This is a genomic window from Streptomyces sp. TOM-9, from assembly GCF_056858595.1.
This window is the reverse complement of the sequence record NZ_JBXEQB010000001.1, coordinates 4,247,244-4,270,908: the sequence shown is the minus strand read 5'-3', so window position 1 is coordinate 4,270,908 and position 23,665 is coordinate 4,247,244. Positions and strand designations below refer to the sequence as shown.

General features: G+C 73.2%; 19 protein-coding genes and 1 tRNA gene. 16 read left to right on the top strand and 4 right to left on the bottom strand.

All coding sequences use genetic code 11. From position 1 onward, the window contains the following. Positions 1-145 precede the first annotated feature (145 nt). On the top strand, positions 146-2,974 hold the full coding sequence (locus AC1VWI_RS19715) for a penicillin acylase family protein (RefSeq protein ID WP_499512331.1): 2,829 nt from the start codon (positions 146-148) through the stop codon (positions 2,972-2,974). 114 nt (positions 2,975-3,088) lie between these two features. Here AC1VWI_RS19715 and AC1VWI_RS19710 read toward each other — a convergent pair whose 3' ends face one another. Next, complete coding sequence (locus AC1VWI_RS19710; RefSeq protein ID WP_499512330.1) at positions 3,089-3,685, bottom strand: 5-formyltetrahydrofolate cyclo-ligase; 597 nt, start codon at positions 3,683-3,685, stop codon at positions 3,089-3,091. Between the two features lie 80 nt (positions 3,686-3,765). Between AC1VWI_RS19710 and AC1VWI_RS19705 the strand changes: the two genes are divergently transcribed. From AC1VWI_RS19705 to AC1VWI_RS19665, 9 genes are all read left to right on the top strand, one after another. Next, complete coding sequence (locus AC1VWI_RS19705) at positions 3,766-4,674, top strand: UTP--glucose-1-phosphate uridylyltransferase (protein ID WP_499512329.1); 909 nt, start codon at positions 3,766-3,768, stop codon at positions 4,672-4,674. Next, on the top strand, positions 4,671-6,014 hold the full coding sequence (locus AC1VWI_RS19700; RefSeq protein ID WP_499512328.1) for a molybdopterin molybdotransferase MoeA: 1,344 nt from the start codon (positions 4,671-4,673) through the stop codon (positions 6,012-6,014). Before AC1VWI_RS19705 ends, AC1VWI_RS19700 begins: the two co-directional genes overlap by 4 nt. A gap of 56 nt (positions 6,015-6,070) precedes the next feature. Further along, positions 6,071-6,553 (top strand): cyclic pyranopterin monophosphate synthase MoaC, encoded by a 483-nt coding sequence (gene moaC, locus AC1VWI_RS19695; RefSeq protein ID WP_499512327.1) that lies wholly within the window; start codon positions 6,071-6,073, stop codon positions 6,551-6,553. Beyond that, a complete protein-coding gene (locus tag AC1VWI_RS19690) occupies positions 6,550-7,038 on the top strand; it encodes a MogA/MoaB family molybdenum cofactor biosynthesis protein (protein WP_499512326.1) in 489 nt (162 codons plus the stop codon). Before moaC ends, AC1VWI_RS19690 begins: the two co-directional genes overlap by 4 nt. Then, positions 7,035-7,655, top strand: coding sequence for a GNAT family N-acetyltransferase (locus tag AC1VWI_RS19685; RefSeq protein ID WP_499516861.1), 621 nt, complete (start codon positions 7,035-7,037; stop codon positions 7,653-7,655). Before AC1VWI_RS19690 ends, AC1VWI_RS19685 begins: the two co-directional genes overlap by 4 nt. A gap of 140 nt (positions 7,656-7,795) precedes the next feature. Then, on the top strand, positions 7,796-8,668 hold the full coding sequence (gene sepX / locus AC1VWI_RS19680; RefSeq protein WP_499512325.1) for a divisome protein SepX/GlpR: 873 nt from the start codon (positions 7,796-7,798) through the stop codon (positions 8,666-8,668). Between the two features lie 61 nt (positions 8,669-8,729). Then, positions 8,730-8,803, top strand: a tRNA-Ala gene (locus AC1VWI_RS19675). A gap of 213 nt (positions 8,804-9,016) precedes the next feature. Next, on the top strand, positions 9,017-9,349 hold the full coding sequence (locus AC1VWI_RS19670; protein WP_499516860.1) for a nuclear transport factor 2 family protein: 333 nt from the start codon (positions 9,017-9,019) through the stop codon (positions 9,347-9,349). 443 nt (positions 9,350-9,792) lie between these two features. Further along, positions 9,793-12,846, top strand: a complete 3,054-nt coding sequence (locus AC1VWI_RS19665; protein WP_499512324.1) for an FG-GAP-like repeat-containing protein — start codon at positions 9,793-9,795, stop codon at positions 12,844-12,846. A 156-nt stretch (positions 12,847-13,002) separates the two neighbouring features. On the opposite strand, the gene AC1VWI_RS19660 is transcribed toward AC1VWI_RS19665, so the two are convergent. Next, positions 13,003-13,206 (bottom strand): cold-shock protein, encoded by a 204-nt coding sequence (locus AC1VWI_RS19660; protein WP_499512323.1) that lies wholly within the window; start codon positions 13,204-13,206, stop codon positions 13,003-13,005. 236 nt (positions 13,207-13,442) lie between these two features. On the opposite strand from AC1VWI_RS19660, the gene AC1VWI_RS19655 reads away from it, so the two are divergent. The 5 genes from AC1VWI_RS19655 (at position 13,443) to AC1VWI_RS19635 (ending at position 19,531) form a co-directional block, all read left to right on the top strand. Further along, the gene (locus AC1VWI_RS19655; protein ID WP_499512322.1) at positions 13,443-14,069 is read left to right on the top strand and encodes a PadR family transcriptional regulator; all 627 of its coding nucleotides are present in this window, start codon (positions 13,443-13,445) and stop codon (positions 14,067-14,069) included. Positions 14,070-14,320: 251 nt separating this feature from the next. Then, positions 14,321-15,061: an ABC transporter ATP-binding protein gene (locus AC1VWI_RS19650; protein WP_499512321.1), complete on the top strand. Its 741-nt coding sequence runs from the start codon at positions 14,321-14,323 to the stop codon at positions 15,059-15,061. Next, entirely contained in the window at positions 15,058-17,919 is a 2,862-nt protein-coding gene (locus AC1VWI_RS19645; RefSeq protein ID WP_499512320.1) for an FtsX-like permease family protein, read from the top strand. Before AC1VWI_RS19650 ends, AC1VWI_RS19645 begins: the two co-directional genes overlap by 4 nt. 73 nt (positions 17,920-17,992) lie before the next feature. Continuing rightward, entirely contained in the window at positions 17,993-18,736 is a 744-nt protein-coding gene (locus AC1VWI_RS19640; RefSeq protein WP_499512319.1) for an aminoglycoside 3'-phosphotransferase, read from the top strand. 75 nt (positions 18,737-18,811) lie between these two features. After that, positions 18,812-19,531 carry a vWA domain-containing protein gene (locus tag AC1VWI_RS19635; RefSeq protein WP_499512318.1) on the top strand — a complete coding sequence of 240 codons (720 nt, stop codon included), beginning with the start codon at positions 18,812-18,814 and terminating at the stop codon, positions 19,529-19,531. Here the strand turns inward: AC1VWI_RS19635 and AC1VWI_RS19630 are convergent. Then, positions 19,518-20,102: a hypothetical protein gene (locus tag AC1VWI_RS19630; RefSeq protein ID WP_499512317.1), complete on the bottom strand. Its 585-nt coding sequence runs from the start codon at positions 20,100-20,102 to the stop codon at positions 19,518-19,520. The two genes, AC1VWI_RS19635 and AC1VWI_RS19630, sit on opposite strands and share 14 nt — an antisense overlap. Before the next feature lie 207 nt (positions 20,103-20,309). On the opposite strand from AC1VWI_RS19630, the gene AC1VWI_RS19625 reads away from it, so the two are divergent. Next, positions 20,310-21,665 (top strand): hypothetical protein, encoded by a 1,356-nt coding sequence (locus tag AC1VWI_RS19625; protein WP_499512316.1) that lies wholly within the window; start codon positions 20,310-20,312, stop codon positions 21,663-21,665. A gap of 303 nt (positions 21,666-21,968) precedes the next feature. On the opposite strand, the gene AC1VWI_RS19620 is transcribed toward AC1VWI_RS19625, so the two are convergent. Next, positions 21,969-23,627, bottom strand: a complete 1,659-nt coding sequence (locus AC1VWI_RS19620) for an IucA/IucC family protein (RefSeq protein ID WP_499512315.1) — start codon at positions 23,625-23,627, stop codon at positions 21,969-21,971. Between the last annotated feature and the right edge of the window lie 38 nt (positions 23,628-23,665).

Genomic DNA, 23,665 nt, shown 5'->3' with positions numbered 1-23,665 from the left:
TTCATTGCCTTACCTAATATTTTACCTGTGCTTGGCGTTGTGGCGATCTCCGTCCACAGGTAAGGACACCGCCTGGGGACCTACGGGCCGGTACGCCTAAGGTGGCCCCTAGCAATCGGTCCACCCTGCCGTTCGAAGGACATCGATGCCCGCCAAGAAGAAGTCCCGCCGCACGCGCCTCATCGTGATCGGGGTCGTGCTCGTGCTCGTGGCGGGCATCGTCTACGGGTCGTACTGGAGTGTCGCGACCGTCCGCGCCTCCCTCCCGCAGACCACCGGAACCCTGCAGCTCAAGGGCCTGACCGGCGCCGTCCAAGTGAAGCGGGACGGCAACGGCATCCCGCAGATCTACGCCGACACCGCCGAGGACCTGTTCCGCGCCCAGGGCTACGTCCAGGCCCAGGACCGCTTCTACGAGATGGACGTGCGCCGGCACCTGACCGCCGGCCGGCTGTCGGAGATGTTCGGCAGCGGCCAGGTCGAGACCGACGCCTTCCTGCGCACGCTCGGCTGGCGCCGGGTCGCGCAGCGGGAGTACGACAAGAAGCTGTCGGCCACCACGAAGACGTACCTCCAGGCCTACTCCGACGGGGTCAACGCCTACTTGGACGGCCACTCCGGCGCCGACCTGTCGGTCGAGTACGCGGCGCTGAAGTTCAGCAACGACTACGTGCCGCAGAAGTGGACCCCGGTCGACTCGGTCGCCTGGCTCAAGGCGATGGCCTGGGACCTGCGCGGCAACATGCAGGACGAGATCGACCGCTCGCTGCTGTCGAGCCGGCTGAGCCGCAAGCAGATCGAACAGCTCTACCCCGACTACCCGTACGACCGGAACCACCCGATCGTCGAGGGCGGGAAGGTCAACGACCTCACGGACGAGTACGAACCGCCGGGAACCACCTCGGAATCGGGCACGAACTCGGGAACCGGTACGGAAACCGGCACGGGCACGGGTTCCGGCGACGGCACGGGCGATGGCACGGGGACCGGTACCGGCACCGACGCCGCCTCCACCTCCGACGCGACCCAGAATGTCCAGTCCCAGCTGGCCTCGCTCTCCGACACCCTCGACCAGATCCCCGCGCTGCTGGGCCCCAACGGCAACGGCATCGGCTCCAACTCCTGGGTGGTCTCCGGCGAGCACACCACCACCGGCAAACCGCTGCTGGCCAACGATCCGCACCTGGCCCCGCAGATGCCCTCGCTCTGGTACCAGATGGGCCTGCACTGCAACACCGTAGGCGAGGCCTGCCCCTTCGACGTGGCCGGCTACACGTTCTCCGGCATGCCCGGTGTGATCATCGGCCACAACCAGTCGATCGCCTGGGGCATGACCAACCTCGGTGCCGACGTGACCGACCTCTACCTGGAGAAGGTCACCGCCGACACGTACCTCTACGACGGCAAGCAGCAGTCCTTCAAGACCCGCAAGGAGACCATCAAGGTCGCCGGCGGTGACGACCGCACGATCACGGTGCGCAGCACCAGGAACGGTCCGGTGATCTCCGACCGCAGCGCCGAGCTGCGCACCGTCGGCAACCGCGCCCCGGTGCCGAACTCCGCGCCCGACCGCGGCGAGGGCTACGCGGTCTCCCTGCGCTGGACGGCGCTGGACCCGTCCAACACCATGGACGCGGTCTTCAAGCTCGACACGGCGACCGACTGGGAACAGTTCCGGGCCGCCGCCCGCGACTTCGCCGTCCCGTCCCAGAACCTGATCTACGCGGACAACGAGGGCGCCAAGGGCCACATCGGCTACCAGGCCCCCGGCCGGATCCCGGTCCGCGCCAGCGGCTACGACGGCACCTACCCGGCCCCCGGCTGGGACCCGCGGTACCAGTGGAAGAAGTGGATCCCCTTCTCCGCGATGCCGTACGAGCACGACCCGAAGCGCGGCTACATCGTCACCGCCAACCAGGCCGTGGTCGACCAGGACGAGTACCCCTACCTGCTCACCAAGGACTGGGGCTACGGCACCCGCAGCCAGCGGATCAACGACCTGGTCCAGTCCAAGATCAAGGACGGCGGCCTGGTCTCCATGGACGACATGCAGGAGATGCAGGGCGACAACAGCAGCGAGATCGCCAAGCTCCTTGTGCCGTACCTGCTGAAGATCGACATCAAGGACGACAAGGACGACTACGTCCGCAACGCCCAGAAGCTGCTGGAGGGCTGGGACTACAACCAGGACTCCGACTCCGCCCCCGCGGCCTACTTCAACGCCGTCTGGCGCAACGTCCTCAAGCTGGCCTTCGGCAACAAGCTGCCCAAGGAGCTGCGCCCCGAGGGCCAGTGCCTGACCGTCCCGGCCGCCGACCGGTCCGGCCCGGTCGACGACCTCGACGGCGCGTCCAAGCTGGTGCGCGAGTGCGGCCGGCGCGCCGCGGACCAGGCGCAGCCGGACGGCGGCGACCGCTGGTTCGAGGTCGTGCGCTCGATCCTGGACGACGAGGACAACCCGTGGTGGACGACCTCCCCCACGGCCTTCTACGACAAGGACAGCGGCCGGACCCGCACCACCCGCGACGAGCTGCTCGCCCAGGCCATGAAGGACGCCCGCTACGAGCTGACCGCGAAGCTCGGCAAGAACATCGACACCTGGAGCTGGGGCCGCCTCCACACGCTGGACCTGCGCAACCAGACCCTGGGCACCGGCGGCCCCGCGGTCGTCCGGTGGCTGCTCAACCGCGGCCCGTGGCAGCTCGGCGGCGGTGAGGCCGCGGTCAACGCGACCGGCTGGAACGCGGCCGGCGGCTACGAGGTCGTCTGGGTGCCGTCGATGCGGATGGTGGTCTCGCTCGACGACTTCGACAAGTCCCGGTGGATCAACCTGACCGGAGCCTCGGGCCACGCCTACAGCTCGCACTACACCGACCAGACCACCAAGTGGGCCAAGGGCGAGCTGCTGCCGTGGGTCTTCACCAAGCAGCCGGTCGACGGGGCCACGGAGGACACGCTGACGCTGAACCCGTAGCCCGCACGGGCGGCGTGCGACGACAAGCACGGGAGGGGGGCGGGCCGTCTCGGGCCCGCCCCCCTCAGCCGTCCCCGCCCCCTCCCTCGCCTGCCGCACGGGCCGCCGGCTCCCTCAGCCGTTCCCGAAGCGCCGTACGCCCTCCGGGGTGACCACCGCGTCGACCGGCCGGTCGTGCGGCTCGTCGGGCACCCGGTCCAGCACCTCGTGCGCGTACAGCAGCACCACCAGGGCGGGCGTCACCCCCGCCGCGTCCAGCCGGGCGAGGACCCGGTCGTACGAGCCCCCGCCGCGGCCCAGCCGCAGCCCCCGGCCGTCGACGGCCAGTCCCGGGAGCAGGACCGCGTCCGCCCCGGTCACCGCGGCCGGGCCGAGCCGGGGGCCGGTGGGCTCGTACAGTCCGCGGGCGGTCCGCACCAGGCCGCCGGAGCCCTCGTACGGGGCCCAGTCCAGGTCGTTGTCCGGCAGCAGGACCGGCAGCAGCACCCGCTCCCCGCGCTCGCGCAGCACGTCGAGCAGTGTGCGGGTGCCGGGCTCGCCGCCCATCGACACATAGGCCGCCACCGTCCGGACGCCGGACAATTCCGGCAGATCCAGGGCGTGTTGCGCGATCGACCGCTCGGCCACCGTGCGGTCATGAGCCGTCAACCCGCGCCTCACCTGGAGGAGGTGCTCCCGCAACTCCCTCTTGTTAACGTTTTTGTCACTCATTTGACGCGCAACCGCCGCCTATCCCCATCAAGCAACCGCAACTTCATCTTCACCTCATATACAGCGGTTATCGTTGTCCCATGACGCACGCACGTACCCGGATCAGCAAGGCTGTGATCCCTGCCGCCGGCCTCGGCACCCGGTTCCTGCCCGCCACGAAGGCGACTCCCAAGGAAATGCTGCCGGTGGTCGACAAGCCCGCCATCCAGTACGTCGTGGAGGAGGCCGTCGCCGCGAACCTCTCCGACGTCCTCATGATCACAGGCCGGAACAAGCGTCCGCTCGAGGACCACTTCGACCGCAACTACGAGCTCGAGTCGGCGCTGACCGCCAAGGGCGACGAGGCCCGCCTGGCGAGGGTCCAGGAGTCCAGCGACCTGGCCACCATGCACTACGTCCGCCAGGGCGACCCGCGCGGCCTCGGCCACGCCGTGCTCTGCGCCGAGCCGCACGTCGGCGACCAGCCCTTCGCGGTGCTGCTCGGCGACGACCTGATCGACCCCCGGGACCCGCTGCTCGGCCGCATGATCGAGGTGCAGGAGCAGTACGGCGGCAGCGTCGTCGCGCTGATGGAGGTCGACCCGAGCCAGATCCACCTCTACGGCTCCGCCGCCGTGGTCCCCACCGCCGCCGACGACGTGGTCCGCGTGACCGACCTTGTCGAGAAGCCCGCGGCGGGCGAGGCCCCCTCCGCCTACGCCGTCATCGGGCGCTACGTGCTGGACCCGGCGGTCTTCGCGGTGCTCGGCAAGACCCAGCCGGGCCGCGGCGGTGAGATCCAGCTGACCGACGCGCTGCGCGAACTGGCCCAGCAGGACGGCCCGGACGGCCCCGTGCACGGTGTCATCTTCACCGGCCGGCGCTACGACACCGGAGACCGTGGCGACTACCTGCGTGCGATTGTCCGACTGGCATGCGAACGTGATGACCTGGGCCCGGACTTTCGGTCCTGGCTGCGCACGTATGTCAGCGAGGAGATGCAAGCTTGAGCAGTGGCACGGCCGACCGCGTCTGGTCCGTCTCGGAGCACCTCGACAACATCCTGCGGCAGCTGAAGCCGCTGGAACCCATCGAGCTGCAACTCCTCGACGCGCAGGGGTGCGTCCTCGTCGAGGACGTGATGGTGCCGGTCGCGTTGCCGCCCTTCGCGAACAGCTCGATGGACGGCTACGCGGTCCGCACCACCGACACCCAGGGCGCCGACGCATCACATCCGGCCGTGCTCACCGTCATCGGTGACGTGGCGGCCGGCAGCGGCGAACTGCCCACCGTGGGGCCCGGGCAGACCGCCCGGATCATGACCGGCGCCCCGCTGCCCCCCGGTGCCGAGGCCGTCGTCCCCGTCGAGTGGACCGACGGCGGCACCGGCGGTGCTCCGGTACTCGGCATGCCGGCCGCGAGCCGGAGCCCCGACGCCGTGGGCGGCGAGGTCAGGGTCTACCGGCCCGTGGGGCCGGGCGACCACGTCCGCGCCCGGGGCAGCGACGTCGCCGCGGGTGAGCTGGCGCTCAGCGCCGGCACGGTGCTGGGCCCGCCGCAGATCGCCCTGCTCGCCGCCGTCGGGCGGGCCGCCGTACGGGTGCGGCCCCGGCCGCGGGTGGTCGTGGTCTCCACCGGCAGCGAGCTGGTCCCGCCGGGCGAGGAGCTGGGCCCGGGCCGTATCCACGACTCCAACAGCTACATGCTCACGGCCGCCGCCCGCGAGGCCGGCGCCCAGTCCTACCGGGTGGGCGCGGTCGCGGACGACGCCGAGACCTTCCGGGCCACCGTCGAGGACCAGCTGATCCGGGCGGACCTCGTGGTCACCAGCGGAGGCGTCAGCGTCGGCGCGTACGACGTGGTGAAGGAGGCCCTCGGCGAGGAGATCGAGTTCCGCAAGCTGGCGATGCAGCCCGGCAAGCCGCAGGGCTTCGGCTTCATCGACGTCGGCGCGCGCAGCGAGGCGGAGGGCGGTGGTGAGGACGCGGACGCCGCGCCGCCGGAGCCCGAGCGCACCCCGCTGCTCGCCCTGCCCGGCAACCCGGTCAGCGCCTACGTCTCCTTCGAGCTGTTCGTCCGGCCCGCGATCCGCACCCTCATGGGCGTGGAGCCGGTCTTCCGGACGACCGTGCAGGCCGTCTGCGAGGGCGGACTGACCTCCTCGCCCAAGGGCAGGCGGCAGTTCCTGCGCGGCCGCTACCACCCCTCCACCGGCCGGGTCACCCCCGTGGGCGGCGCCGGATCGCACCTGGTCAAGGCGCTCGCCCACGCGAACGCGCTGATCGTGGTACCCGAGGACACGACGGAGGTCGCGGCGGGCTCGGAGGTCGAGGTCGTGCTGCTCGACTGAGCGGGTACCGTTACTGCCCACGCGAGCACGCGGCGAGCAGTGGGAGTGCCGTACCGATGACAGAACAGCAGCATCTGACGCACATCGACGAGGCGGGGGCGGCCCGCATGGTCGACGTCTCGGAGAAGGACGTCACCGCCCGTACCGCCCGCGCCACCGGCCGGGTCCTGGTGTCGCCCCACGTCATCGAGCTGCTGCGCGGCGAGGGGGTGCCCAAGGGCGACGCCCTCGCCACCGCGCGCATCGCCGGGATCATGGGCGCCAAGCGCACCCCCGACCTCATCCCGCTCTGCCACCCGCTGGCGGTCTCCGGGGTGAAGGTCGACCTGGTCGTGGGCGACTCCTCCGTGGACATCACGGCCACCGTGCGGACGACCGACCGCACCGGCGTCGAGATGGAGGCCCTCACGGCGGTGAGCGTCGCCGCGCTCACGGTCGTCGACATGGTCAAGGCCGTCGACAAGGCCGCGGTCATCACGGACGTACGGGTCGAGGAGAAGACCGGCGGCAAGTCCGGGGACTGGAGCCGCAGCCGATGAGGGCGCTCGCGATCACCGCGTCCAACCGCGCGGCCGCCGGGGTCTACGAGGACCGGGGCGGCCCGCTGATCGTCGCCGGGCTGCGGGACATGGGCTTCACGGTCGACGGCCCGCGCGTCGTCCCGGACGGCGAGCCGGTCGGCAGCGCGCTGCGGGAAGCCGTGGCCGGGGGGTACGACGTCGTCGTCACCACCGGCGGCACCGGCATCTCGCCCACCGACCGCACCCCGGAGGTCACCCGCGCGGTCCTGGACTACGAGGTCCCCGGCGTCGCCGAGGCCATCCGGGCCGCGGGCCGCGAGAAGGTGCCCACCGCCGCCCTGTCCCGTGGCGTCTGCGGTGTCGCCGGGCGCACCCTGGTGGTGAACCTCCCCGGGTCGACCGGCGGCGTCAAGGACGGCCTGGCCGTGCTGGCCCCGATCCTCGTCCACGCCGTCGAGCAGATCCACGGCGGCGACCACCCTACGTCTGGGAGACCGAGCTGAACGGGTCCTGGCCGGCCGAGCTGGCGGACGGGGACGTCCTCCTCCGCCCGATAAGGATGCGCGACCAGCGGGCCTGGCGCGAGGTGAACCGGCGCAACCGCGAATGGCTGCGCCCATGGGAGGCCACCGTGCCCCCGGCGCCCCCCGGCCACCTCACCCAGCGGCCCACCTACCGGCAGATGGTCCGCCATCTGCGCCACGAGGCCGCCGCGGGCCGCATGATGCCGTTTGTCATCGAGTACCAGGGCCGGCTCGCCGGACAGCTCACCGTCGCCGGCATCACCTGGGGCTCCATGTGCAGCGCCCACGTCGGCTACTGGGTCGACGAGGCCGTGGCCGGCCGCGGGGTCATGCCCACCGCGGTCGCGCTCGCCGTCGACCACTGCTTCCGCGCGGTGGGACTGCACCGCATCGAGGTCTGCATCCGGCCGGAGAACATGCCGAGCCGGCGGGTGGTGGAGAAACTCGGCTTCCGCGAGGAAGGGCTGCGCCCCCGCTATCTCCATATCGACGGAGCCTGGCGTGACCATCTGGTCTTCGCGTTGACGGCGGAGGAGGTGCCGGAGGGAATGCTCCACCGCTGGCACCAGGCCCGACCTGGCACGGCTCACAAATAAAATATCTGTTCGAAAATAGCCGCGGATCCGACTCCGACTTGAACGCAATCAGAAAAAAATTTCGGAGTATCAGCCAGATCGTGCGACACACCGCGCCAAATTGCGTATGCCCTGTCGCGAACCCCCCTACCGTGTGATGCGTGAGCAGCAGCGGCCTCATCTACGCAGTCATCGTCGGGGCCTGGGCTGCCTACTTGGTGCCGATGTGGCTCCGTAGGCAGGACGAGCTCAACGAAGCGCGCCCGACGGAACGCTTCAGCACCGCCATCCGGCTGTTGTCCGGACGTGCGGCACTGGAGCGCAGGTACGCCAAGACGGAGGACCCGGAGTCGGAGGCCGAGGCGGAGCCCGCGGTCGACGTCCGGGCCCTTGCCGTGCCCGCGACGGAAGTGAAGCCGAAGTCCCGGCAGGGCGGTCAGGCGGGCGCGTCGGGGAAGCCGGCGAAGCAGGGCGGCCAGGCGAAGCCCGGGAAGTCGAAGAAGCCCAATCCGCGGGCCAAGGTGCTCGCCGCCCGCCGCCGCACCATCACGCTGCTCTTCCTGGGCTTCACCGCGGGCATGATCGTCGCCGCCGTCGGCGGCGTCTCCTTCCTCTGGGCCCCGGCCGCGCCCGCCGTGCTCCTCACGTTCTACATCGCCTACCTGCGCGCCCAGGAACGCCGCCGCTTCGTGGTCAAGCTCGACCAGCGCCGCGCCGCCGACGCCGCCAAACGGCTGCGTGAGGCCCGTACGACCCGCGAGCCCGCCCCCCTCGAAGCGCACGACGTGGTCGAGCCCGCACCGCCCGCAGAGGAGCCCGCGACGGCCGACCGGCGCGCCCTCGTGGAGCAGACCGACCACGCCGAGTGGGTCGACCAGCAGCGCGTCCCCACCGAGGACACCTGGGAAGTCCCGGCCCCGCGGCCGAGCTTCTCCACCGCCCCGGTCACCCCGCGCCGCTCCCGCGACCGCTCCCGCACCCCCCTGTTCGACCAGCACGCCGACCGCGACCGCCCCCGCGCCGCCAACGAATGACCTCCCGGCGCCGGGGGCGCGGAGCACCCCCGCCGGGATGCTAGAGTTTTCCTCGTTGCAAGGGCCTGTGGCGCAGTCCGGTAGCGCACCTCGTTCGCATCGAGGGGGTCAGGGGTTCGAATCCCCTCAGGTCCACAGCAGCTCGAAGCCCCTGTCGGAGAGATCCGGCAGGGGCTTTGTCATGCCGTACAGCAGCGAAGTGCAGCAGCCACCGTCGCCTCGACCACGCTCAGTCGGCACACCAGTTGCGCGGCACCTGCCTACCTGAGCAAAGATGCGCGCGTGAGCCATGAACCGGACGAGGTGAACGAGGCGATAAACGAGGCGATAGCGGGCGAGCTGCGTCTCATGGATCCCGGCGTGCGGGCGTCACGGTCCCTGACCGGGCAACTGCTCGACCCTGAGTTCGTCGAGGTCGGCTCCTCGGGCCGGCGATGGACTTATGCGCACATGCTGGCCGAGCTGTCGGACATGGAAGGCAGCTCCGAAGACGGTCCCCGTTACGAGCCCACGGACGTCACGGGAGTCGTCCTGGCTCCCGGACTGGTGCACCTCACGTACGAGACGACGATCAACGGCCGGCGGGCGCGTCGCAGCTCACTCTGGCGTCAGCGGAGCAGCGGAGCGGAGTGGCGGATGTACTACCACCAGGCCACTCCTGTGCCGCCGGAAGTCGAATAGCGGGGATTCCGCATCGAGCGGGTCACCAGCGCGGAGGCCGTGCCACTCTTGCGCCGGAACGGGCGGGGAGTCAGGGGGAATCCCGGTGCGCAGAGAGAATCCCCCCAGGTCCACAACACATGAGATCCCGGTCCGGCGGTCACCGTCGGGTCGGGGATCTCGGCGTTCGGGCCTCGGGTCGTGGGGTTCCCGCCCGGCGAGCCGTGCCGGGGGCGGAAGGGCTGACGCCGATGGAACGGAAAGAGCCCGGTGGGTGAACATCATCCGCCGGGCCCGTTCGGGTGCTGCCGCCGCTTCCGGGGCCGCTGGGGCGGCTGTTACGGTCCTTGACAATTGCGTGGGGGGTACAAGCCGGGGGGCTTGGGGAATCGCGCGGCGCGGGAGCGCCGCGCACGGCTGCCGCTGTGCCGCTCCGCTTTCTTCGTGACTTCCAGGAGGAACGGGTGGCCAGACGTGCCCTCGTCCGTATCGCCGCCGTGACCGCCGCCCTGGCGTGCGCGGTTGCCGTGGGCTACGGTCCGCCGCCGACGCCGGCCCGGGCCGCGACGTCGCAGGAGACGGTCATCCCGGCCGAGCCCCGCTCGATGCCGCAGCGGGCCTCGCTGCAGAGCGCAGGTGTCTCCGGGTTCCTCGAGTACCGCTCCGTCTCGGCGCGCGGAGCCCTGTGGTGGACCCGCAACGACGGTACCCGGGTGCAGATGGACGACCCGGGACGACACGGCCCGGCCTCGTTCGGCACCTCCGGCACCTCGGACGTCGTCGCCCTGGAATACCAGCACCACGTCGTCCTGCGGGACATGACGGACGGCACCGTGGACACCGTCACCGTGCCCGGCGAGCAGTACTACATGCAGACGTACGGACGGACCGTGATCAGCGGCCAGAACACCAACGGGGAGCACACCGGACTGCACCTCCTGCACGACGACCACGGCACCACGGTGGACGTCCCGGTCACCGGGCTTCCGGAAGGCGCGGTCTTCCCCCACTTCCCGCACGGGTCCAGCGACGGATTCCTGCTGTTCGTCTCCCTCCCCGGCACCTCCACCGGCTCCTACGCCTGGGTCGACGTGGCCACAGGCAAGGCCGTCCTCCTTCCCGCAGGCGTCGCCGACTCGGCCTCGGTGGTCGATTCGCGGTACGTCCTGAGCCGGGCGCCGGGCACGGTGGCGGCCTACGCGCGCGGCAGTTGGGACGCTCCCGCGCACACCGTCGCGCTGTCCGACGACGCCAAGGTCCTGGGCGCGGTGGGGGACGCCCTCGTCGTGGCGCGCCATGTGCCGGAGTACGGCGTGGCGGACTCGAACACGGCCGTGTGGCGGTTGTCCGCCGTGCCCTTCGACGGCTCTGCGGAGCGCACGCTGGTCACCCGTGCGTCCGCGACGGCGGTCCCGGCCCCGGACGGGAGCCTGGTCTTCGCGGGAGGCGAGTCGGCCACCGACTACGGGATCGGGAGGATCACCGCCGACGCCGACGGGCGTCCGAAGGCCACGCGCATCACCGACCTGCCGCCCGTGCCCATGGCCGTCGAGCAGGTGGCGGTGTCCAACGGACGGCTCGTCACGCTGGAGAACGGCAACGGCCTGACGGCCTTCTACAGCCGTGACCTCGGCGGCACCGCCCAGGTGACGTACGGCGAGCGGCGGCAGGTGGCCCCCGTCGCGCGCCGGCACAGCAACTGCACCACCGGGTGCCCGCTGATCAAGGCCACCGGCGACGGGCGCGTCGTCTACACCGGCTTCGCGAACGCCGGCGAGGCCGACGAGCAGAGCCTCTACGCCACGGGCGACGGCCCGGCGAGCGCGGTGACCGAGCGCGACACCGGCTTCTCCGGCCCCGAGGACGTCGCACTCAGTGCCGCTTCCGGCCGGACGGCGGTCGTCTGGTACCGGCACGGCAAGGACAACTACAACTTCACCGACCTGGACACCGGGAGCGTGCTGCGCAAGCTCCCGGAGGGGTCGCGCTGGGCCCTGTGGGGGCGCACCCTGTGGACGCCGACGGGGACGACGGGTGTGGCCGCCCAGGACCTCCGTACCGGCGCACGGATCACCAGCTTCCCGCTGACGGGATGCTCCGACACCGCGGCCCTGGCGGCGGTGGGCCGCTGGGTGCGCTGGGCGTGCCGGAGCGGGGACACGGTCAAGGGCGGCGTCTACAACACGGTGACCAAGAAGCAGGTCGCGCTGCCCTCCACGGGCGTCCAACGACTCGGCGACGGCTTCGTCGTCTCGCGTGAGAGCGACGGTGTCCTGACCCTGTACGACGTCCACAGCGGCACCGTGGTGAAGCGGACGCTCGCGGGCAACTCCGTCTCCTGGTCGGTGGACCCGTACACCGGCTACATCGCCTACACCGACACCGCCCAGAACGTCCACGTGCTCGACGTCGCCGTACCCGCGTCCGCGTTGAGCGTGCCGGACGCGCAGGTCGGCACGACCGTCGACACCGACTCCACCCCCGTGGGCTGGCGCGGGAAGTGGTGGCTGTCCAAGCCCGCCGCGTCGTGGCAGCTGGTGCTCAAGCGCAAGGCGACCGGCGCGGTCGTGCGGACGGTGAGCGGGGGCGCGGCCCGGGCCACGATCAGTGCCGTCTGGGACGGCCGGGACGCCAAGGGTGCCCTGCTGCCCAACGGCGCCTACACCTGGACGCTCAGTGCCGTCCCCGCCGACGGCGCCGGCGCGGCACTGACGACCTCCGGAAGCGTGAAGCTGAGCGGTGGAGCGGCCGTACGACGGGACTTCGCGGGCGGTGACGGCTTCGGCGAGCTGCTGACGCTCACCTCCTCCGGCACCCTCGCCTTCCAGAAGGGCAACGGCACCGGGAAGTTCTCGGGCACGCTCTCGGGCGCCGGGTGGCCCGCCACCATCACCGCGGTCCCCTACGGCGACGTGAACGGTGACCGGTGCAACGACGTGATCGTGCGCTTCGGCAGCGGCACCCTGCGGGCGTACAAGCCGGGCTGCGGCAAGGCGGTCACGACGTCGACGCCGTACACCTCCCTGGGCACAGGCTTCCAGCAGTACAACGTGCTGACCTCGCCGGGGGACGTGACGGGCGACGGCCGTGCTGATCTGATCGCGCGCAAGTCCTCCAACGGTGACATCTACCTGTTCGCCGCGACGAGCGGTGGGAAACTGGCGGCGGGCAAGCGGATCCGGGCGTCGTGGGACGAGTACAAGAGGCTCATCGGCGCGGGCGATCTGAACGGGGACGGGTTCGGCGATCTGCTGGCCCAGGACAAGTCCAACGAGCTGTGGCGCTACGAGGGCGACGGCAAGGGCGCGTTCAAGGCCCGGGTCCTGGTCGCGAAGGACTGGGGCACCACGTACAACGCGGTCGTCGGCGTCGGTGACATCACGGGCGACGGCAAGGCCGACCTGGTGGCCCGGGACACCGATGGCGTCCTCTACCGGCAGACCGGTTACGGCAAGGGCACCTTCGCCGCCCGTGTGAAGATCGCGACGGGCTGGAAGGCCTACAAGAGCGTGTCCTGAGTCGTTCCCGGCCGGCGGACACGCCCGGCTGACATGCCCGGCGGACACGGTCCGGCGGACACGGCCCGGCAGACCGAGTTCCGGTCGGCCGGGCCGTCGCGCCTGACGTCAGCACCACCGCAGGCGGGGTGACTCAGTGCGCGGGGCAGGTGCCCGTCAGCCGCGGACGATGTTCTCCGCCTGCGGGCCCTTCTGTCCCTGCGTCACGTCGAAGGTGACGTGCTCACCCTCGGTGAGCTCGCGGTAGCCGTTGCCGGCGATGTTCGAGTAGTGGGCGAACACGTCCGGCCCTCCCCCGTCCTGCTCGATGAAGCCGAAGCCCTTCTCCGCGTTGAACCACTTCACGACGCCAGATGCCACGGTGTTCGTCCTTCGCATGCTGCTGCTGCGGCGCACCCAGGGCGCGCCGGCGGACCCTCGATTCCGGGCCGCCGCTCCTTGCTTACCCGATGATGCGCTGCCTTCGCCAGCGAATACGCCTGCGTCGGCGCAGGTGTCTTCGCGCGCCCTGTGTTTCGCGGAGGCGGACACCCTCGCAGGGCACGCCCTCGTGACGGACGTTGGCGGGGTCGACATACTTGGTATATATACTCGGTATGTCGATCCGTCACGGGCTGCTCGCCCTGCTGGAGCACGGGCCTCGCTACGGGGCCCGGCTGCGCGCCGAGTTCGAGAGCCGCACCGGTGCGACCTGGTCCCTCAACGTCGGCCAGGTCTACACGACCTTGAACCGGCTGGAGCGCGACGGGCTGGTCGCGCAGGACGGTGAGGACGGCTCGGGCCACGCGCTCTACCGCATCACCGAGGCGGGTCACGCGGAGCTCGGCTCCTGGTACCGCAGCCCCGTCGACCGCAGCAACCCGCCCCGCGACGAACTCGCGATCAAGCTCGCCATGGCGGTGAGCGCGCCGGGGGTCGACGTCCGGGACGTCATCCAGCTGCAGCGGCGCCACACCCTGCGGGCGATGCAGGACTACACCCGGCTCAAGGCCCGGACCCCGGAGCCGCCGTCGGACCGGCCGGAGGAAGTGGCCTGGGCGCTCGTTCTGGAGCAGCTCATCTTCCAGACCGAGGCCGAGGCGCGCTGGCTCGACCACTGCGAGGCGCGGCTGGTCAGGGTGGCGGCGGCCGCCCGGGCCCGGCAGGCGGATGCGGATCCCGGGCGGGAGGCCGCGGACGGGGGCGCCCCCCGGGGCGGCCGCCGCCGCGCATCGCGCCCCTAGGCCGTGTCGTCAAAGTCCCGCCTGCCCAGCGGCGCCTGGCACGGCACCTCGCTGCGTTGTCGAATCGTCCGAGTAGCCCACTACGAGGACGACTCTCCGCCTTGCGATGCACCGCACCAGACGCCGCTGGGCCCGCCCTCCGGGCGGCCGGCGCTCCTTTGACGACACGGCCTAGCCCCGCCGCCGACCACCGCGCCCCGGATGCCCCCGCGGCCTCCCGGGGCCCCGTACGCCCTTCGAAGAGGACCGCCTTGTCCCTGCTCGCCACCGAACCCCTCCTGCGCATACGCGACCTGACACGGACGCACGGCAGCGGAGCCACCGAGGTGCACGCCCTGCGCGGTGTCGACCTCGACGTCCACGCGGGCGAACTCGTCGCCGTCATGGGACCGTCCGGCTCCGGCAAGTCCACCCTGCTGGCGATCGCGGGCGGTCTGGACGCACCGACGTCCGGCAGCGTGACGGTGGAGGACACCGAGCTCACCACAGCGGGCCCCAGGGAGCTCGCGGCACTGCGCCGACGCCGTATCGGCTACGTCTTCCAGGACTACAACCTCATCCCCGCCCTCACGGCCGCCGAGAACATCGCCCTCCCCCGCGAACTGGACGGCGTCCCGCTGCGCCGGGCGCGCAAGGAGGCCGTCGCCGCCCTGCGCGACGTCGGGCTGGAGCACCTGGCGGACCGCTTCCCGGACGAGATGTCCGGCGGCCAGCAGCAGCGCGTCGCCATCGCCCGGGCGCTCGTCGGGGAGCGCCGTCTGCTGCTCGCCGACGAGCCGACGGGCGCGCTGGACTCGGAGACGGGGGACTCCGTCCTCGCCCTGCTCCGCAGGAGGTGCGACGCCGGAGCGGCCGGCGTCCTGGTGACCCACGAACCGCGGCTCGCCGCCTGGGCGGACCGGATGGTCTTCCTGCGGGACGGCACCGTCGTCGACGAGACCAGGAGGACGTACGCCGAGGCGCTGCTCACGGAGGGGACGGGAGGCCGGTGACCGCCCGGATCCACGCCTGGCGGGCGGCGCTGCGGATCGCCGGCCGGGACGCCCGGCGGACCCCGGGCCGCACCCTGCTCGTCGTCGTCATGCTCGCCCTGCCCGTCTTGGGCGCGTCCGCCGCCGACGTGACGCTGCGCAGCTCGCAGCTCTCGCCGGAGCAGCAACTGGACCGCACCCTCGGCCAGGCGGACGCCGAGCTCCGCTACCCGCGCTTCGGCCCCGTCCTCCAGGGGCCCGACCCCGACGACGTCGCTGTGGACCGCACGCCTGTCGAGGGGGCGACGGGCGGCGCAGCCGACGAGCCGGCCGGCGCACCGTCCCCGGCCGTCGCCGCGCCCGTCCTCGCGCGGGCCGTGCCGGCGCACGCCCGGACGCTCGAAGAGATCACCGGCGTCGCCAAGGTGCGCACGGGACATGGCACGTTGAACGCGGACGTCCTCGAGCTCAGGACCGCCGACCCGATGACCCGCGGCATCATCACGCTCAAGCGGGGCCGCTACCCGGTCCGCCCCGACGAGGTCGCGGTGACCGCCCACCTGCTGGAGGTGAGCGGCCTGCGGGTGGGTTCACGGCTCACCGTGCGGGACCTCACCCGCCCCTACCGCATCGTCGGCGCCTACGAACGTCCCGGGGACCTGACCGCGGACGAGGTCAACGCCCTGCCCGGAACGCTGCTCGCGCCCTACGGCCGGATGCTCGCGGCGGCCGGCACGCCGCCGCTCGAACCGCCGACCGGGACCCTCCTGGTGGCGGTGCCCGGCGGGTACGGCTGGGCCATGGTGAAGGAGGCGAACACCCGGGGCGTGACGGTGCTCTCGCGGGACGTCACCCTGCATCCGCCGGCCCGCGCCGACGTGCCGCTGTACCGGGAGCACCCGGAGCTGCCCAGGCCCCGGCCGGTGTCCCCGCGGGCCACCCAGGCGGCGACCGCCGTCGCTCTGGCGCTCGCGGAGGTCTGCCTGCTCACCGGGGCCGCGTTCGCCGTCGGCGCCCAGCGTTCACGCCGGCAGTTCGGTCTCGTCGGCGCGGGCGGCGGCGAGGCGAGGGACATCAGGGCCGTCGTCCTCGGCGGCGGTCTGGTCACCGGGGTGGTCGCGGCCGCGGTGGGGAGCGTCCTCGGTCTCGGCCTGGCCGCGGCCCTGCGCCCCGTGCTGGAGGAGTGGGGCGGCGCGCGGTTCGGAGGTCTCGACCTGCGCCCGCTCGACCTGCTCGGCATCGCGCTCCTGGCCGTGCTCGCGGGTCTGGTGGCCGCGGCCGTGCCCGCCGCCGCGGCGGCGCGGCAGCCGGTCCTCGCCGCGCTCACCGGTCGCAAGGGGGTACGGCGTTCCGGACGGCGGCTCCTCGTCGCGGGACTGGGCGCGTTCCTGCTCGGGACGGCGATCGCGCTGTTCGGGGCGGTGAGGACCGAGTGGAAGGTCGTCGTCGCGGTGGGCAGTGTCATCGCCGAGACCGGCGTCGTCGCGATGACCCCGACGTTCATGGGCGTCGCCGGCCGGCTCGGGCGCCGGTGGGGCCTGTCGCCGCGCCTGGCGCTGCGGGACGCCGCACGCAATCGCGCGCGTACCGCCCCCGCCGTCGCGGCCGTGCTCGCCGCCGTCGCCGGCACCGTGACCGTCGCGGCCTACACCGGCAGCACGGCCGCCCAGGAGCGCGCGGAGTACGAGGCCTGGCTGCCCACCGGAGCCGTCTGGGTGACGGTGGACGAGGACCGCGGCCGCGACGCCCCGGCTGCCAGGAGCGCCGTCGCCCGGCACCTGCCCGTCGGCGTCGAGGCGGACGTGGACCAGTTGTCCACCGGCCGTGCCGGCTGCGACGAGGACGGGATGTGCGGTCACGTGGACGTCCTGAGGCCTCCCGCCAAGGAGTGCCCGCTGTACGACATGGGTCCCTCGAACCCGCTGTCCTCCCTGCCCCGTGCCGAGCTCAGGAAGCTGGCCTATGACTGGCGCTGCACGTACGACAGCGCGGGCATGACCACTCCCAGCGGTGTCCTGGTCGGCGACGCGAAACTGCTGACCGTGCTCGGCGTCGACGACCCCGGGGCGGTGGCGGCCCTGGCGCAGGGGCGGGCCGTCTCCCTCGACCGCCGCAACGTCGACACCCACGGCAGGGTCGCCGTCCGGTTGGTCACCGACGACCTGGCGGCGAACGCCGCCGAAGCGCGGGGGAAGGAGCCGCCGGGCAGGGTCGTCGAATTCCCCGTCCACCAGGTTCCCGGCAGCCCGCGCAACTACGGCGTCGACGTGGTCGTACCCCGGGCGGCGGCCAGGTCGGCGCACGTCGGGACGGTGCCGCTCGGCGCGTACTTCACCACCACGCACCCGCCGACCGACACGCAGCGGCAGATGACGCAGCAGGCCCTCGACGACACCGGAGCCGACGTCCGGTTCCATCTGGAGGAGGGCCCCGACGACCCGACCGGCGTCGTGCCGCTGGCGCTGGGGATCTTCGCCGCGGTCATCACACTCGGCGCCGCCGGAACCGCGACCGGCCTGGCACGCGCCGACGCCGAGACCGACCTGGCCACCCTCGCCGCGGTCGGCGCGCCGCCCGGGATCCGCCGACTGCTCAGCGCCTTCCAATGCGCCGTCGTGGCCGCCACCGGCGTCGTGCTGGGCGCCGTGACCGGGATCATCCCGGCCATCGGCCTTCGCCTGGTCGACCGGCGCATCATGCTGGCCTTCCACCAACGGCAGCTCGACGAGGGCACCGCGCCCCGGATCACCGAGCACGTGTTCATCGTGGTCCCCTGGGGGCTGCTGGCCGCCCTGCTGATCGCGGTGCCGGTGGTGGCGGCCTGCCTGGCGGCACTGGCCACCTCGTCGAGACCGACGACCACGCGCCGGGCCGCGTAGGGCACTTCTGCCGTACGCCCCGGCCGGGGGAAATGGGCTGGCCTTCGGCGGGGTTCGGGGGGAACATGCGGCGGTGGGGATTTCGGGGCCGCCGGACGGCGAGGTGGAGGTGCCCGCGCCGATCGGGGCGCTGGCGGGGGAGCGGACGCCGCTGCCCGTGTGGCGGAACGAGGCGGGCGGGGTGACGTTCCGGCTGGGGGCGGGGGAGGACCGGCTGTTCGCCAAGTGGGCGCCGGCGGGCTCGGGGCTGGATCTGGCGGCCGAGGCGGAGCGTCTGGAGTGGGCGGGCCGCTTCACGCCCGTGCCGCCCGTCCTGGAGCACGGGGCGGACGGGGACGGGGCCTGGCTGGTGACGCGCGGGCTGCCCGGGGAGAGTGCCGTCAGCCCGCGCTGGACGGCGGATCCCGGCACCGCGGTGCGTGCGCTGGGCGCCGGGCTGCGTGCGTTGCACGAGCGGCTGCCCGTGGACCGCTGCCCGTACGACTGGTCCGTCGGCACCCGGCTGGAACGCGCCCGGCGGTCGGGCAGGGACGTGCCGGGGGACCTGCCGCCGGCGCCGCCCGTCGAGCGGCTCGTGGTGTGCCACGGCGACCCCTGCGCGCCCAACACGCTGCTGGGGGACGACGGGACCTGGTCGGGCCACGTCGACATGGGCGCCCTCGGGGTGGCCGACCGCTGGGCCGATCTGGCCGTCGCCACCTGGAGCACCGAGTGGAACTACGGCCCCGGCTGGGAGGACGCGCTCCTGGACGCGTACGGCATCGCCCCCGACCCGGAGCGGACCGCCTTCTACCGGCGGCTGTGGAGCGTCACCTGACCGGTGACCCCGGGCGGGCGGAGGTGGCACGATCGGGGAGGAAGCGGAAGCGCGAGCGTGAGGGGGCGGGGCGCGATGGCCATCGGTCTGGAGAAGGTGCAGGCGGCGGCGCCCGGGCTGGTGAGCCTGTACAAGGGTGCCCGGGTGTCGCTGGAGAAGGCCGGGGTCGCGGGGGAACGGGCCGCGGTGTACCTGGTGCTGGACCGGTCCGGCAGCATGCGGCGGCACTACCGGGACGGCACGGTGCAGCGGCTGGCCGAGCAGGCCCTGGGGCTCGCGGCGAACCTCGACGACGACGGGGTCGTGCCGGTCGTCTTCTTCTCCACCGAGGTGGACGGCGTCGCCGAGATCGGCCTCGACGGCTACGAGGGGCGGATCAACGCGCTCCACGACAGCTACGGCCACATGGGCCGCACCAACTACCACCTGGCGATGCAGGCGGTGATCGACCACTACCGGGCGTCCGGCGCGACGCAGCCCGCGTTCGTCATCTTCCAGACGGACGGCGGCCCTTCCTCACGCACGGCCGCCGAGCGGCTGCTGTGCTCCGCGGCCGGGTTGCCGCTCTTCTGGCAGTTCGTCGGCTTCGGGGACCCGGAGGGCAAGGACTTCGACTTCCTGCGCAAGCTGGACGAACTCCCGGTGCCTGCCAAGCGGGTGGTGGACAACGCCGGTTTCCACGCCGCCGGGGAGGAGCCCGCGGCGGCGTCGGACGCCGAGCTGTACGCGGCACTGATGGAGGAGTTCCCGCAGTGGCTGGCGGCGGCGCGGGCGGCGGGCGTCATCCGGGGCTGACGGTCACCTCGGCGGGACCGGCGGTGGGACCGGCGGTGGGTGCGGCGGCCGCGTCGACGAGGCGGTCGAGTTCGGCGGCCGACCCGGGTGCGAGCCGGTAGACGCCCTGGAGGCCGACCGACCGCATCAGACGGCCGTCCTCGACGAACCGCAGCCGGCGTTCGGCGCGGCGCGAGCGGTAGGTGAGCCGTTCCAGCAGCTCGCCGGGGACGGTGGTGCCGAAGTCGAGCGGGGTGCCGGGCGGGCCGAGAAGCACCTCGGACACGCAACCGCCCTCCAGCGGCGACCAGTCGGGCAGCTTCGCCAGCTCGTCCGCGGCCTCCTCGTACGGGATGATCCGCGCCACCTCCAGGCGGCCCAGCACATGGAGCCTGGTCCGGTGGACGCGCAGCGGGAAGACGCGGTCGCCGGGCCGTACGCCCGCGAGCCGGAAGCTGGGCAGGGACTGGTGCGGGCCGCCGAACAGGACGCGGAGCGGGCGTCCGGCGTAGCCGTCGTGCGTCAGCCGGCGGCAGAGGTCGTTGGTCCACAACGTCGTGAAGGACTGCGGGGCGTCGGACGGTTGCGACATGGCGGCCACCGTAGGGGGCGGGACCGACAACGGCCGCGAGGGGGCGGGGGCGTGCCGTGTGACCGAGGTCATGGCAGGGCCGGTGGTGGATCCGCCACGGGGCGCCCGGGCCACGTGGGATGCTCGGGGCGGTTGTTACCCGCCGGTAAGTCGCGGGTCGCCCTCTCTGCCGTGCGTACCCCCCACCACACGCTCCGAGGACCCTCCATGCGCGCATCCGCCTCCAGGCACGTCCGCTTAGCCGCCGCCGCGGCCGTCTCCCTCCTGCTCGCCGGGTGTTCGGCCGCCGCCGTCCCTTCGGCCGCCACCCCCGCCCAGGCCGCGCCGCCGTCCGCCACCGCGCGGGCCGCGGCCGGTGTCCAGGCCGCGCCGTCCCATGACCTCACCGTCAAGGCGGCGCCCACGAACACCTCGACCGCCGTCGCCCGGGCCGGCGGCGACGGGCACGCCCGGCGGGCGGCGCTCAAGGTCGCCTCGTACGACGGCACGACCCGGCGGGCCGTCATCTCCGCCGCCGAGGCGCCGCGGACCGGCGACGTGATCGCCAGCGGTCCTGCCCCCGGAGCCCCCGACGGGCTGCTGGCCGAGGTCACCCGCGTCCTGGACGGCGACGGCGCACGGACCCGGGTCGAGACGGCGCCCGCCACGATGAGCGCCCTGCTCGGCGGGGACAAGGCCGAGGGCACCGTGCCGGTCGACCCCGCGGACGTGGACGTCGAGCCCCTGGTGGCGGACGTCGAGGTCTCCCGGGCCACGGCGGGCGGCCGTACGACCGGCCCGGGCGGTGCCCGGTTGCCCCTGGGCAGCCTGCGCGTGGACGTCGGCGCGGAGGCCGGGGTGCCCGCCGCGGGCCTGCGGGTGTCCGGTTACGTCGAGGTCGCTCCCGAGGTCGAGTTCTCCTACGACGGCGGTCCGGCGTTCTCGCCCGACGCCGCGTTCCTCGGCCTGTCGGGACGGTGGACCTCCGGCTGGGAGGTGCGCGGCCGGGCCGCCGTCTCCGCGGACGGCGGCCGGCCGCTGCGGGTGCCCTTCGCCAGGCTGCACGCGGACCCGGTCATCCAGGTCGGGCCGGTCCCGGTGGTCGTCAACCTCGACCTGACCTGCTACCTCCAGGTCGAGGCGGACGGCACGGTGAGCGTCGACGTACGGCAGGACCTCAAGGGCGGCTTCCGCCTCGGCGGCGACTACGAACGGACCGCGGGCTGGCGGCCGGTCACCGCGGCCGACATGACGAGCACCCCGGTCCGCGCCGCGCTGACCGCCACCGGCCGGGTCAAGGCCACGGTCGGCGCCGAGGCGAGCGTCGGCCTGTACGGGGCGGTGGGCGTCACCGCCGACCTCGCGCCCTACCTGCGCGGTGAGGCCACGGCCGGCGCCGCGTCCCGGGGCAGCGCCGGCTCCGCGGCCCTGGCCTGGAGGCTGTACGGCGGTGTGGACCTCACCGGGGCGCTGCAACTGCGCCTGGGCGTCTTCGGCACCCCGCTCATGGAGCAGCGCGTCCCGCTCGGCGCCGTGCACCGCGAATGGCTCCTGGACGACGGCTCCCTCCGGCCGAGGGCCTGACTCCGGCCCGGTGCCCGCTCCCGGTTCGGGCCGTCAGAGCAGGGGGTTGGGCAGGCCCGTCCAGTGGTCGCCGTTGGTGGCCCCGGCAGGGTGCCCCCGTGTGCTGGTCGCCCCGTGCGCCTCCGTCCTGGCCTTCTGCCTGGCGGCGGCGTCTCGTCGGGGCCGTCCCGCTAGAGCCTGTCGTCAAAGGAGCGCCGGCCGCCCGGAGGGCGGGCGCCGCTGGGCAGGCGGGACTTTGACGACACGCTCTAGGGGGAGCGGTGCGCTGCTCCCGCTGTTCGGCGACGCTCCCGGTTCGGGCCGTCAGAGCAGGGGGTTGGGCAGGCCCGTCCAGTGGTCGCCGCTCGCGGAAGTCTCCAGCCGCATCAAGGTGAGTGCCTTGACGGGGAGTTCGGGGGCGGAGAGCAGGGCCGCGCGGTCGGTGCGGGTGTCCGCCGTGGCGGGAAGGGCGTCGAAGGCGCGGGCGGTCTCGGTGCGCACCGAGGCCCACAGCCGTGCCTCGGTGGGGCGATGGGCCTCGCCGAGCGCGGAGACGAGGCTGCCGAACGTGGTGGCGACCAGGGATCCGTAGAGCTTGGCGTGCAGGACCGCGGGGTCGTCGCTCAGGCCCCGGCCGAGCGGGGGCACGGTGACGCCGTGCCGGGCGAGGCGGGCCGGGCTGATCCGGACGTCGGCCAGGTCGCGGTAGACCAGCCGCAGCGGCCGGGCGTGCCGGTCGAGGATGACCAGGAGGTTCTGCCCGTGCGCCTCCAGGGCGACGCCCTGGGACAGCAGCCGCAGCATGACCGGCAGCGCGAGCCGGGCGAAGGCGGTGAGCCAGGCGGTGCCGTCCTGCGGGGCGCCCGGTCCCGCGGCCGTGAGCAGTGAGCGGAGCAGGGGCGGTCCGCCGTCGGCGGGCCGCCCGGTGAGCGCGGCGACGGGCAGCACGCTCTCGCCGGCCGCCGGGTCGGCGAAAGCGGACGGGGACTCCCGCAGCAGCGCCGCGAGGTCGGGGCTGGCCTCACCGCCGACGACCGCGGCGGCCGCCGCGAGGTTGCGGGTGACGCGCAGCGTGCCGCCGCCGAGCCGCAGGGTCAGCTCGTCCAGCAGCGCGGACAGAGGCTCGCTGTCGGTCACCGAGCGGGCCGAGATGTCGCGGACGGCCGAGGTCATCCGCATGCTCAGCGCCGTCTTCAGATGCGGCCCGCCGTCGAGCGGGGCGAGGGTGCGCACCGACATCAGCGGCCGGGTGGGGACCGCGGCCTCGGCGTACGGGCGCAGCCCCAGGGCTGGCAGGATGTGCCGGGTCTGCCAGGGGTGGACGGGCAGCAGGAGCCGGTCGCCGTCGCGGAACCGGTCCGGCCAGGCGCCCGTGACCAGGGAGCCGGCGGCCGGGACGGCGACGAGGTCGAGGGCGACGACGGGCCGGTGCTCGGGCCCGAAGGCCAGTTGCTCGGCCACGGAGAAGCCGGGACGGCTGCGGCAGCACGGGTGGTAGGGATGGCCGTCGACGACGCCCTGCTCGAAGGAGGCGAGCGTCGGCGGCCGGCCGCCGTGGCCCGCCATGCCCGCGGCGCCCGCCCGGGACAGGGCCAACGAGGCGACGCTGTCGTCGAGTTCGTCGCGCAGCAGGCCCGATCCCGGCAGCCCGAGGGCCTCCACCAGGGCGGCCGGGTGGTCGTGGGGCCGGCCGTCCAGCAGCAGGGCGGGCTCGTCCTTCGGCGACCCCAGGTCGTGCGGCAGCCGCCGCGGCCCGGTGAGCACCCGGCCGTCGAGGAACAGCACGCGGTCCGGGCCGCGCGAGGCGACGCCCGGCAGGGGTTCCAGGAGCAGGGCACGCCACAGACGGCCGAGGACGGCGGCGCGGGCACCGGGGAGCGCGGCGGTGTACGCGTCGTGCAGGTCAGGGCGGAGCGGCGCCAGCTCGGTGGCGAACGCCGTCTCCAGGGGGCGCCGCGTCGCAGCCGCCGAGTGCGGGTACATGATGGGTCCCTACCCTACGAGGAGGCGGCCGACCGTGC

What these genes read in the sequence shown, in the direction of transcription:
- AC1VWI_RS19715 (WP_499512331.1), top strand. Translation starts at nt 146, where the DNA reads ATGCCCGCCAAGAAGAAGTCCCGCCGCACGCGCCTCATCGTGATCGGG.
- AC1VWI_RS19710 (WP_499512330.1), bottom strand. Translation starts at nt 3,685, where the DNA reads ATGAGTGACAAAAACGTTAACAAGAGGGAGTTGCGGGAGCACCTCCTC.
- AC1VWI_RS19705 (WP_499512329.1), top strand. Translation starts at nt 3,766, where the DNA reads ATGACGCACGCACGTACCCGGATCAGCAAGGCTGTGATCCCTGCCGCC.
- moaC (WP_499512327.1), top strand. Translation starts at nt 6,071, where the DNA reads ATGACAGAACAGCAGCATCTGACGCACATCGACGAGGCGGGGGCGGCC.
- AC1VWI_RS19690 (WP_499512326.1), top strand. Translation starts at nt 6,550, where the DNA reads ATGAGGGCGCTCGCGATCACCGCGTCCAACCGCGCGGCCGCCGGGGTC.
- AC1VWI_RS19670 (WP_499516860.1), top strand. Translation starts at nt 9,017, where the DNA reads ATGGATCCCGGCGTGCGGGCGTCACGGTCCCTGACCGGGCAACTGCTC.
- AC1VWI_RS19655 (WP_499512322.1), top strand. Translation starts at nt 13,443, where the DNA reads ATGTCGATCCGTCACGGGCTGCTCGCCCTGCTGGAGCACGGGCCTCGC.
- AC1VWI_RS19635 (WP_499512318.1), top strand. Translation starts at nt 18,812, where the DNA reads ATGGCCATCGGTCTGGAGAAGGTGCAGGCGGCGGCGCCCGGGCTGGTG.
- AC1VWI_RS19630 (WP_499512317.1), bottom strand. Translation starts at nt 20,102, where the DNA reads ATGTCGCAACCGTCCGACGCCCCGCAGTCCTTCACGACGTTGTGGACC.
- AC1VWI_RS19625 (WP_499512316.1), top strand. Translation starts at nt 20,310, where the DNA reads ATGCGCGCATCCGCCTCCAGGCACGTCCGCTTAGCCGCCGCCGCGGCC.
- AC1VWI_RS19620 (WP_499512315.1), bottom strand. Translation starts at nt 23,627, where the DNA reads ATGTACCCGCACTCGGCGGCTGCGACGCGGCGCCCCCTGGAGACGGCG.